The following is an 11,640-nucleotide window of genomic DNA, read 5'->3' as shown; positions in this document are numbered from 1 at the left end:
TAAAGTATGTAAAGTGGCAGTTAGTGCATTCGTGCTAGCGATTGTTACCTGTTGGCTATTTTTTCTTAAAGTTGGTTTGCCTCGATGATTTCAGTTCCTTCGAATGGGTTCAGTTCCAGAAGGTCTTGGTCACCAGTTACAAGGAAGTCGGCCTGAGAAACTCTTATAAGGCCAAGTAGAAAGTTGTCCTTGACATCTCTACAAATGTTCGGATACTCTCTGACTTCATAGTGAGTTCCTAAAATTTCCATGAGTTTGAGAAGTTCATCGACTTCACGTTTGCCAAAATACCTTTGAAATTTCTTTCTTGACGTTACTTCAGTCAATTCTGTCATAAGTTGGTCGGACAGGACTAACTCAATTTTTCTTGCGGAAAGGAGTTCGGTTAAGTCACCAAGTTGGCGACCAATGAGATAACTAATCCAAATATTGGTGTCGAAGATGACCTTAATTCGATGTTCGCTTGTCATAAAGGTCTTGGCGGACTTCTTCAACTTCCTCGGTTATCTCGTCCATCGTGAGTTTATCAGTTCGAAAAGCAGTAAGAAGCTCAGTCAATTTGGAGCTAATAGTTTCACGTTCAAGTTCCTGCGAAATCTTGATTTTTTGTTCACCTGGTAAATTCCTGACCAATTCAAGAATCTGTGAAAAAGAAAGGTTCATGTTAGCCTCCATAATTCAAAGTTACGAAAAAGTGGCACAACTTGTTATCTAAGCACTGCTGACAGATAACGGTTAGTATATGAAAAGTAGGCGATTTCGAAGCACCAAACTTTCGGTTAAGCACAAAGTTTGATACGAGCCAAAAGCCTTGATTTTATTGCTGTTTCGCCTATTTTTTATATACATTGTTACCCAACGTTTTTATTTTTTTGACTTCCCTTCAGGACTTTCAACCGTCATCCATTGTCTATACTTGTTAGTATATTTATTTCGAAAGTTATCCATTGCAGCTTTGAATTGGCCTATAATTAAAATAGCATCACTATTTGAAGGTAGCGTATCCTCATCTAATAGGTCTAAAAAAGAAACTGTAGGTTCATCATTTAAGAAGGACTTTATTTGAGTCAAAACTCTGTTCACATTTTTTACTTTAAAAGCGTTGAGAGCATCATCAGGCTTCTTTTTTGAGAACTCTTTCATTTCAGTGTAAATAGAATCTGTAAGCTCGCTTAACATTTCAAATTTAACGACCTGAGCATCTGTTGGAAGTGAGTCTTTTTTTGCCATTTTATTTTATTTTTTTTGGTGGTGAGGTTTTGATTGTTGACTTAGACTTATCAACTACCCAAAACCATTCGTAGAAGTATTTATTCCCATCATATTCTTGCTTTCGATAGATATTGTCTGACCGCAATTTTTCAAAACAACTCAAGTATTGAGAAAGTATAAAGGTTACATCACTATTTGATGGTAAATCATCCTCATCAAACTTCTCAAAAGAATCTAATGGCTTGTAGGCCTTCCCTAATACTTTATTCGAATTCAGAATAATTTCATTGATGAATTTCAATTTGAATTTATTAACGCCATCATTAGGTGATTTTTTAGCAAGATTCGTTACTTCAACTAATAATCCTTCTAGCTGACTTTGGGTTTTTTCAAAATTATTTATGTCTTGTTTATTCATAATCTGATTTTTTTATGATGGACATGCTCTTGTAAATTCAATGTATTTTTTCTTTATCACTTCTATAGGATTCCGTTGTTTACTTTCAAACACTTGTGTCATCATTTTTAAATCAGTGTCATCCAAGATTAAAATACATTTCCTGTGTGCTGACCATAAGTCGATAACGTTTTTAATGACTTTTTTTGGAGGTGGATTTCTAGTAATGATTATTCCAAAATTTCCGAATTGGTCTTTGAGATACCTATTAAGCTGTAAGATATGTTCCTGTTTTACTTCATGAACATTTTTGAGCTCCATAACAATCTGCTTACATTTATAAGCTTCGTAGATTTCTTCTAGAAAATCAAAAGATTTATTATTGTAGAATACCAAGTCTCGAATTTGAACCCCTGACTCTGTTCTACTTTGTTCTTGTGCAAAATCCAAATGAGGGTAAACAAGGGATGTCATCAACTGGCATACATTGTCTTCAAATTTTCTATCTGCATTATCCGTCTTGCCTGTTGCCAACTTAGTTATAGTTGAAATCTTTCTTTTGGCGGAGGTGACAGGAATTTGACTAAAAAGAGGATCGTTTTTACAGTTTTCAATTTGTTTTTCTTTAATGGCTGTATATGCTTGAACCATGTCATAATTGTGCCTATTAAAGTTTAAAAGTCTTATTCTGTCAGGAAATTCATCTCCATCCTTGTGAACGTTTTTTATGTAATAGCTATTAAAATAATCATCTGTATTTATCCAAGGAATAAATTTCAGCCACCTTTTAGGTATGAATAAAATTGGAGCTTTGCTATTTGGATTTACGGGTAAATGAGTTTCCTCAACTCCAAAGGAGTTTGTTTTAGTATTATAAAGATTGTTCAGCTTGACCTTTTCTATTGGAATGCCATATTTTTCTGATTGTTCAATCGTAAAATCAATGAGGAAAGATTGAATGAAATTGCACGCAATGTCACTTACTCTATCTTTTGAAAAATTATCAACCAACAATTGTAATTCTTCGAAATGTGTAAATCCATTTTTATTCAATTGTGGTATTGAGGTAAACTGATTTAAAATTGTTAAAGCTAATTTTTCTCCAATTCTCTTTCCCTTTTTGGTTTTAGAATTACCGAGTCCAACTTCATCACATTCTGAAGCTCTAATAATTATTTCGCTTGCTTCTTTCTCTTTACCATTAGATACTAAATAGCCTAAATGATTAAAACTATTTGTGATAGTAAGGTGCAATGAATTATCTTGAAGTGATGGGGATTTCCATAGCAAAAATGGGTCAACATACAGTGGAATATCTTCATCAATAAAGGGAATAGCAAAATCAACCTCTTCCTGTGTCATAGGAATATTGTAAAAATCATTTAGTCTTGGTCGAATAATGCTCATCTATTTTTTAATGTTGGGTAACAAAAGTGTCTTGCACACTTAGTGCACAATAACCTATTATACCCTTCGAAGGTAATGGTTTTTAAACAATTGCAAGTACCTAAACTGTCAATCCATAGCAGGCCTAAATCCTATCCTGTATGCTTCACCTGGGATTACAGCAATCCAAGTAAAGTGTAAATAGGATGATCACTTATCATGGTAAATTATTATTAGAATTAAGTAAAAACCTGTCAAGTAATTTTAGGACGGGGCCTCGGTTGAGGTGGTGGAGAGTTGCGTGCCTCGCCGGAAGGCGGGCGTTCACATGGAAGATAGTCGCGTTGAGGCAGGCGACTGGCTATTGTATGCTCGATTTGACAAAGCGGTCGTTTTTTATGTAAAAAGGCTAACCCGAAGATGAGAACATCTCTGAATTAGCCTTCTAACACTAGTTAATTAGGTTTGATTAGTGACTTAAGCGTACTTTTTAGCTGACCTTCACAATATTGAAAATTCAATCGAAAACATTCGAACATTAGAAAGGAAGACCTGAATCCATCTGATTCAGGCCTTCGGTTCCTAACGGATTCGGATAAAAATTCCCAACACCGAATCCAGTGAACAAATTACCTTTCAAATTCCCTTCCTGATGTAACCCTCGTTGAATAGGAACATTTTCTCGGTGAATGACGATTAAATTTATGAAAGGGACCAGTATGTGGTCATTCACGCCGATATTTCACTTGAACCTATCCCTTATATCAATTCATAGATTGATTTATCGGTTTTAATGAGGATACTGTTCTCTCAACTCTATTCAAAGTATTCCAGGGAGTCAATACAGACCAATGGATAAAAAAAAGCCTGTTCTATACGGACAGGCCTCAATTCCCAACCAAGGATCCTTTTTTTCCCAACCACGGATCCTTTCGAACTAATTTATTTCACCGCCCCTGCCCACCGGCACTTACTCGGTGAATGCAGGCAAATTCTCGGTGAATCAACTGACTATTTGTTTACGACAATAAATCCTGATATCGGTTTACTACCATCTCCCAGGTCTATCAAATAAAAGTACGTTCCTGAAGGCACCTCTCGCTGCCCAAGAATCAGCCCAACATTAGACTCTGAGCTCCATACTTTACTTTGGTTGTCATAACCTTCTATTTCGAACACTTTATTTCCCCATCTATTGAATATCTGCACGTTGTTATTCGGGTACTGCTCAATGTTTTCGATATAGAAGAAATCATTCACACCATCTCCGTCAGGCGTAAAGCCTTTGCGAGGAGTCACATCTGCACATTCGTCCGCATCCAGGTAGTTTGGCGTTCCGTCCTGATCACAATCGTCATTGGTGTAATCGCCATCCATGTTCGAATCTTCATCTATGGTCTTCACCCCATCACCATCATCGTCATCGTCCAGATAGTCTGGTGTACCGTCACCATCCGTATCGTCATTGGCAGGATCACCATCGCCATCTCTATCTTCCTGATAATCTGTCACTCCATCGTCATCGGAATCCACTAGCGAACAATCATCAGCATCCAGGTAATTCGGAGTACCATCCATATCACAATCGTCGTTGGTCAGGTCTCCATCACCATTGGCGTCCTCATCGGCACTCGGGATGCCATCGCCATCATCGTCTGCATCCAGGTAGTTTGGTATGCCATCGCCATCCGTATCATCGTTGGTAGGATCCCCGTCACCATCTACATCCTCTTCTGATGTAGGTATTCCATCACCGTCATCATCTAAGTCCAGATAGTCCGGGTTACCATCACCATCAGTATCATCATTGGCTGGGTTGCCATCACCATCAATATCCTCTTCATCGTCAGAAACTCCATCAGAATCTGAATCTACTGTACATGGGTCAGCATCCAGGTAATTCGGCGTACCATCCATGTCACAATCATCGTTGGTCAGATCTCCATCACCATTGGTGTCCTCATCGGTACTTGGGATGCCATCACCATCATCGTCCGAATCCAGATAGTCTGGTGTACCATCACCATCCGTATCATCGTTGGCAGGGTTACCGTCTCCATCTACGTCCTCTTCTGAAGTAGGTACGCCATCACCATCATCGTCCGAATCCAGGTAATCTGGTGTGCCGTCTCCATCGGTATCGTCGTTGGCAGGGTCACCATCTCTATCTACATCTTCTGCGGTATCTGATACTCCATCGCTATCCGAATCGGATGCACAAGCATCTGCATCCAGGTAGTTTGGTGTGCCGTCTCCATCGCAATCATCATTGGTCAGGTCTCCGTCACCATTGGTGTCCTCATCGGTACTTGGGATACCATCACCATCATCGTCTGTATCCAGATAGTTTGGCGTACCATCACCATCTGTATCATCGTTGGCAGGGTTACCGTCTCCATCTACGTCCTCTTCTGAAGTAGGTACGCCATCACCGTCATCGTCTGTATCCAGGTAATCTGGTGTGCCGTCTCCATCGGTATCGTCGTTGGTAGCATCACCATCTCCATTCCTATCTTCATCGGCAGAGGACATTCCATCGCCATCATCATCACTATCCAGGTAGTTTGGTGTGCCATCTCCGTCCGTATCATCGTTGGCAGGATTTCCGTCTCCATCTACATCCTCTTCTGAAGTAGGTACGCCATCTCCATCATCGTCTGCATCCAGATAGTTTGGTGCTCCATCGCCATCCGTATCATCGTTATTAGGGTTATTATCACCGTTGAGATCCTCATCCTTATCAGCTACTCCATCTCCGTCGCTATCATTTGTACCCACAAACACCACGAGCTCTTTAGTAGAGGCATCTGAGCTGGAATTACCCAGATCATCGGTGCTAACCACCACCACTTCATAGGTGTCATCATCCAATGGATTGAAAGGCCCTCCTGATGTTGGTGTATCCGTTTCGGTATCGATGGTCCAGTTTCCACTAGCGTCTGCAGTGGTAGTAAACGTTACCCCTGCCACCGTCACGGTCACGGTAGTGCCAGCATCTGCTGTACCGCTAAGCACTGGTGTAGCATCTTCTGTCACCTGCGCATTTACTGTAGGCGAAGAAGGAGCAGATGAGTTAATCACCAGTTCATCAGATGTGTTATCTGTTGTAGCATTGCCCAAATCATCCGTACTGGTCACTGCAACGTCATAGGTCCCATCTGTCAAAGAATCAAATGGACCACCCGATGTAGGTGTATCGTTCTCAGTATCCACCTGCCACACACCTTCGCTATTGGCAGTGGTGGTGAAGGTTACTCCATTGATTACTACGGTGACAGTAGTACCGGCATCTGCAGTTCCACTGAGTACTGGAGTTCCATCATTGGTTTCCTGCACTGTCACTGTAGGTACAGAAGGTGCAGACGCATCTATGACCAACTCTCCCGTAGAATTGTCGGTACTTGAATTTCCAGCTCCATCAGTACTTGAAACTATTACATTGTAAGTACCATCAGCAAATCCAGTAAAAGGACCACCTGATGTCGGTGTTGCCGTTTCGGTATCTATTGTCCAGTTGCCGCTGGCATCTGCTGTAGTGGTAAAGACCACTCCATCAATCGACACTCTTACTTCAGTGCCTGCTTCGGCAGTACCTTGAATGACTGGAGTGTTGTCGGTGGTGGTCTGACTCTCCACAGTAGGAACGGCAGGCACCTCGGTATCTACAACTAATTCGTTAGACGTAGTATCTGCTGTGCTATTTCCTGTATCGTTTGAGCTTGTAACCTGCACTTCATAGGTTCCATCAGCCAATGGGGAAAACGGACCTCCTGATGTAGGTGTCAATGTCTCTGTGTTGATAGACCAGTTGCCACTCGCATCTGCGGTAGTGGTAAATGTCACACCATTGATTACCACACTCACGGTGGTGCCTGCATCCGCCGTACCACCTAAAATTGGGGTGGTGTCATTGGTGGTAATCGCCGTGATGGTAGGCACAGAAGGATTGGCAGTATCGATCACCAATTCGTCTACCGTCGCATCAGAAGAGCTATTTCCTGCAGCATCTGTGCTCGTCACCGACACATCATAAGTACCTGTTGTCAATGGTGTAAATGTTCCAGAATCAGGTGTAGCTGTTTCCGTGTCTATACTCCAATTGCCTGAAGCATCCGCAGTAGTAGAAAAAGTCACCCCATTGAGTTCAACAGTTACCGTACTTCCAGCCTCAGCAGTACCTGTCAATACTGGTGTGGTGTCATTGGTATTTTGAGCATCTACAGATGGCACAGCTGGAGCCGTAGCGTCAATTTCGAGCTCATCAGTGGAAGTATCTGAAGCTGTATTACCTGCCGCATCTGTACTGGTTACCGCCACATCAAATGTACCGTCACTCAACGGTGTAAATGGCCCGCCAGACGTAGGTGTATCTGTTTCTGTATCTATAGACCAGTTGCCACTGGCATCAGCCGTAGTAGTAAACGTAACTCCATTAATTGTAATTACTACCGTACTCCCCGCTTCTGCCGTACCTTCTACTACAGGTGTCGTATCCGCAGTATTCGACGGGGTAACGGTAGGTACTGCCGGAGCCTGAGTATCTACTACCAGTTCATCTGCCGTAGCATCTGTGGTGGTGTTTCCAGCCTGATCAGTACTGGTTACCTGTACGTCATACGTACCGTCAGCCAGAGCTACAAAAGGTCCTCCTGAGGTAGGAGTATCTACTTCAGTGTTGATAGTCCAGTTGCCAGAGGCGTCTGCGGTGGTGGTAAACGTAACTCCATTTACGAGCACATCAACCTGTGTATTCGCATCGGCTGTACCGGTCAATACCGGAGAGTTGTCATCTGTAACCTGGCTAGTGACCGTTGGCACGCCTGGTGCCGTGGTATCTATCGTCAACTCATCTGTCGTAGCATCCGAACTTGTATTTCCTGCTGCATCCGTACTGGTTACCTGGATATCATAGTCTCCTTCGGTCAGGGCCGTAAAAGGACCTCCCGCCGTAGGGGTATCATTTTCTGAATCTACAGACCAATTGCCACTCGCATCAGCAGTGGTGGTGAATTCAACCCCATTTAGCGTTACTACAACCGTAGACCCTGGTTCTGCTGCACCTGTGAGCACAGGTGTTGTGTCATTGGTATTTAGTGCAGCAACCGTAGGTGCATCAGGAGGTGTAATATCATAAACAGTAGTAGCAGTATTGGCCATTTCGTTTCCATTTCCTGCCTCATCATTCGCCACGTTTGCTGCTACATCCACGGTGATGTTTCCATTTCCGTCAGGCGTAATGTCTACTGTATAGGTATCACCATCTACCTGTACGAAGTTGCTGGCCGTACCATTTCCAATACTAAGATCACTCAACTCAAATCCAGAAACGGAATCACTGAACTGAATCGTGACGGTGTAAGTAGCTGTAGTATTTACTTGTGCCGGTGCATTCTCTATGGTCACCGTTGGGCTTTGATCATCAAATCGGGTGGTCACAGTGCTTGCCGCGTCATTTGAATTTCCAGCTGCATCAATCGCTTCACCGGTACCATAGTCTATCGTGATATCACCATTGCCATCAGGAGTAATCTCCACCGTATAAGTACTGTCATTGACTACTGTCAGCGTGCTTGCACTACCATTAGCTACCACTACATCAGACAGTTCCACTCCCGTGACAGGCTCATCAAATGCCAGCGTCACTGTATAAGAAGTATTGTCATTGACGATAGTCGGAGCATTCAGTATCTCAACACCCGGATTGTCAGTATCTAACAGCGTAGTGACAACTTCCGAAGCAATGTTCGGGTTACCAGCTGTATCCACCACTGTTCCGCGAGGCACATCTACTGAGATGTCTCCAGCTCCATTTGGTGTAATATCCACTGTAAAGGTGCTATCATTTAGGTTTACCAAATTGCTGGCCGTACCGTTTACAACCCTCACATCTGACAGCTCTACATCAAATACTGCTTCGTTGAACGAAAGGGTCACCGTGTAGAGGTCATTGTTATTGACAACCTCTGGTGCATCTTCTACCACTACTTCCGGACTCTTGTCGTCAAACAGCGTAGTTTTGGTAGTGGCTGCGACATTGGCATTGCCTACCCCATCGGCTGCCACCCCTGCCGGAATATCTACCGTAATATCACCGGTTTCATCAGGCGTAATCTCCACTGTATAAGTCCCATCACCATTGTCGACAAAGCCACTTACAGTTCCATTTCCTACAACTATGTCACCAGCCTCAAATCCATAAACCAACTCTTCAAAATCAACAGTAATGGAGAATGGTGTATTGTCACTGACAGTTTTTGGCATCCCTGTCACAACCGGTGCAGGTGATGTTACATCATAAACAGTAGTAACAGTAGTAGCCGCTGTGTTGTCATTACCTGCGGAATCTTTAGCCACAGCTGCAGCAATTGCAATGGCTATATCGCCATTACCATCCGGGTTGATGGAAACCTGATAGCTATCGGCATCCACTGCAATGAAATTGTTTGCAAAGCCATTTGTTACGGAAATATCCGCCAGCACAAAATTTTCTACTCCTTCACTGAATTGAATGTCCACCACATAAGCCGTGGTAGTATTTACGGTATCAGGGGCATTTTCAATCGCCACCGTTGGAGGCGTAGTGTCATAAATCGTTGTAACGCTCGCTGATGAATTGTCATTACCTACTGCGTCTTGTGCGGCGCCTGCTGGCACTTCCACCACTATGTCGCCGTTTCCATCTGGCGTTACTTCCACCGTAAAAGTGCCATCCCCATTGTCAACAAAACTGGTAACCGAACCATTGGTGATGTTAAGATCAGAGTTGGTAAAACCAGTCACCTGCTCTCCAAAATCAACTGTTACTTCATATGGAGACATGCTGTTTACCCCAGTCGGTTGTCCCGTAATGGCTACCGTCGGGCCTGTGATGTCATAAGTCGTCGTTACAGTAGTAGCGGCTGTATTTAAATTACCAGCGGCATCTTGAGCCACGCCGGCAGCCACATCAATCGTGATATCACCAGCTCCACTAGGAGTGATTTCCACATCGTAGGTACCATCTCCATTGTTGGTAAAATTGGTTACTGAGCCATTTCCTACGGAAACTTCACTGGCAACAAAACCAGACACCACTTCATCAAAAGCTACCACCACCGTATAAGGAGTTGTAGCATTTACTGCAGCTGGTGCATTTTGAATTTCAACCGAAGGAGACTGGTTGTCATAAACAGTCACCACTTCTGAAGCTGCAATGTTGTCATTGCCTGCATTGTCCTGAGCCACAGCCGCATTGATATTGATCGATATATCACCAGTTCCATCTGGTGTGATCTCCACGGTGTATTCACCACTTCCAAGATCCACAAGGTTTGCCGCCGATCCATTACCTACCAATATTTCAGATAAGTCAAACCCTGTAACCGTTTCACCAAAATCAATGGTCACGGTATAAGCCGCGGTGTTGTTGACATAAGCAGGCTCATCCTGAATGTCTACCGTAGGTGCATCTTCATCCAAAATCGTGGTGACGGTGGTAGCTGCGGTGTTGCCATTGCCAGCATTGTCGGTAGCCACATTTTCGGCTACTGCCACACTGATATCCCCTGCTCCATTTGGCGTGATCTCTGCCGTATAGGTGCTGTCATTGACTTGCGTCAAAGCGGTTACACCTCCATTGGTCACCGTGATATCTCCGATGGTAAAGCCATTGATCGCCTCGTTGAAGTGGATTTCCACATCATACGGTGAAGCATTGCCTACTACTGCCGGAGCATTTTCTATGCGTGCTGTCGGACGGTCTGCATCGTAGATCGTTTCCACCTGTGTGGCCGCTGTGTTGGTGTTGCCAGCAGCATCCTGCGCCACTCCTGCTGCTACATCTATGGTGATGTCGCCAGCGCCTGATGGTGTGATGGTCACATTGTACGTTCCATCCCCATTGTTGACAAAGTCGGTAACAGAGCCATTGCCTATTGTAACTTCTCCAGCTACAAAGCCGCTGACCACTTCGCCGAAATCGATCACTACTGTGAATGGATCAGTGGTGTTCACACTGTCTGGTGCATTGTTGATCACCGGTGCTGGTGATGTGTTGTCGTAGATGGTTGTCGCAGTTGTAGCTGCGGTGTTGCCATTGCCAGCAGCATCCTGAGCCACGCCACCAGCCACATTGATTGTAATGTCGCCAGCACCATCAGGGGTAATCTCCGCTGTATAAGTACTGTCATTGACTGTAGTCAGATTAGCAGCTGTACCATTGCCCACGTTAATGTCTGAAAGCGCAAAGCCAGTTACATCTTCATTGAAACTGAAGGTCACGGTATAAGCCGCGGTGTTGTTGACATAAGCAGGCTCATCCTGGATATCTACCGTAGGTGCATCTTCATCCAAAATCGTGGTGACGGTGGTAGCTGCCGTGTTGTCATTGCCAGCATTGTCGGTAGCTACATTTTCGGCTACTGCCACACTGATATCCCCTGCTCCATTTGGCGTGATCTCTGCCGTGTAGGTGCTGTCATTGACTTGCGTCAAAGCAGTAACACCTCCATTGGTCACTGTGATATCACCGATGGTAAAGCCATTGATCGCCTCGTTGAAGTGGATTTCCACATCATATGGAGTAGTGTTGCCTACTACTGCCGGAGCATTTTCTATGCGTGCTGTCGGACGGTCTGCATCGTAGATCGTTTCCACCTGAGTGGCTG

6 protein-coding genes are annotated in these 11,640 nt (G+C 43.8%); all 6 read right to left on the bottom strand.

The genetic code is table 11. The features are described from left to right. Positions 1-65 precede the first annotated feature (65 nt). A complete protein-coding gene (locus tag C7460_RS17825) occupies positions 66-494 on the bottom strand; it encodes a putative toxin-antitoxin system toxin component, PIN family (protein WP_245986450.1) in 429 nt (142 codons plus the stop codon). Beyond that, positions 448-663: a type II toxin-antitoxin system VapB15 family antitoxin gene (gene vap15, locus C7460_RS24560; protein WP_394340433.1), complete on the bottom strand. Its 216-nt coding sequence runs from the start codon at positions 661-663 to the stop codon at positions 448-450. Before vap15 ends, C7460_RS17825 begins: the two co-directional genes overlap by 47 nt. Positions 664-864: 201 nt before the next feature. Further along, entirely contained in the window at positions 865-1,230 is a 366-nt protein-coding gene (locus C7460_RS17815; RefSeq protein ID WP_115869493.1) for a hypothetical protein, read from the bottom strand. A gap of 1 nt (position 1,231) precedes the next feature. After that, entirely contained in the window at positions 1,232-1,630 is a 399-nt protein-coding gene (locus C7460_RS17810) for a hypothetical protein (protein WP_115869492.1), read from the bottom strand. Between the two features lie 12 nt (positions 1,631-1,642). Beyond that, a complete protein-coding gene (locus C7460_RS17805; protein WP_115869491.1) occupies positions 1,643-3,016 on the bottom strand; it encodes a hypothetical protein in 1,374 nt (457 codons plus the stop codon). Positions 3,017-4,006: 990 nt separating this feature from the next. Continuing rightward, positions 4,007-11,629: an Ig-like domain-containing protein gene (locus C7460_RS17800; protein ID WP_221409572.1), complete on the bottom strand. Its 7,623-nt coding sequence runs from the start codon at positions 11,627-11,629 to the stop codon at positions 4,007-4,009. Positions 11,630-11,640 lie beyond the last annotated feature (11 nt).

Origin of the sequence: Marinoscillum furvescens DSM 4134, from assembly GCF_003386095.1 — a bacterium.
Taxonomy (GTDB): Bacteria; Bacteroidota; Bacteroidia; order Cytophagales; family Cyclobacteriaceae; genus Marinoscillum; species Marinoscillum furvescens.
This window is presented reverse-complemented; position numbering and strand designations above follow the sequence as displayed.

What these genes read in the sequence shown, in the direction of transcription:
- C7460_RS17805 (WP_115869491.1), bottom strand. Translation starts at nt 3,016, where the DNA reads ATGAGCATTATTCGACCAAGACTAAATGATTTTTACAATATTCCTATG.
- C7460_RS17810 (WP_115869492.1), bottom strand. Translation starts at nt 1,630, where the DNA reads ATGAATAAACAAGACATAAATAATTTTGAAAAAACCCAAAGTCAGCTA.
- C7460_RS17815 (WP_115869493.1), bottom strand. Translation starts at nt 1,230, where the DNA reads ATGGCAAAAAAAGACTCACTTCCAACAGATGCTCAGGTCGTTAAATTT.
- vap15 (WP_394340433.1), bottom strand. Translation starts at nt 663, where the DNA reads ATGAACCTTTCTTTTTCACAGATTCTTGAATTGGTCAGGAATTTACCA.